Origin of the sequence: Mesorhizobium sp. M8A.F.Ca.ET.202.01.1.1, assembly GCF_004791595.1 — a bacterium.
Taxonomy (GTDB): Bacteria; Pseudomonadota; Alphaproteobacteria; order Rhizobiales; family Rhizobiaceae; genus Mesorhizobium.
The window spans coordinates 1-308 of the sequence record NZ_SRUN01000221.1 but is presented as its reverse complement, the minus strand read 5'-3'; the positions used below and the strand labels follow the sequence as shown (position 1 = coordinate 308).

Here is a 308-nt window from a genome sequence, read left to right as displayed (position 1 = left end):
CAGCGCGCGGCCGAGCAGCTCCTCGTTGATGAAAGGCCCATAGACCTCGGCCGTGTCGAGGAAGGTGCAGCCGAGCTCGATCGCCCGGTGGATCGTCGCGATCGATTCCGCCTCGTCGGCCGGTCCGTAGGACTGGCTCATGCCCATGCAGCCGAGGCCGATCGAGGAGACGACGAGCCCCTGGCTGCCGAGTTTCTGCTTGCCCAGGCTCATCTGTCTGTCTCCGGTGAAGAATTAGCGCCCGCGAAATTATAGGGCCGGAACGGAACACGTCCAGCCGCGTCGGCTTGATCAAGATCAAGGGAGGC

1 protein-coding gene is annotated in these 308 nt (G+C 64.0%); it reads right to left on the bottom strand.

The window, feature by feature from the left end; translation table 11 throughout:
• Positions 1 to 213, bottom strand: a 213-nt coding sequence (locus EN845_RS34585; protein ID WP_135931327.1) for an aldo/keto reductase, incomplete at its 3' end; no start/stop codon positions are given.
• Positions 214 to 308 lie beyond the last annotated feature (95 nt).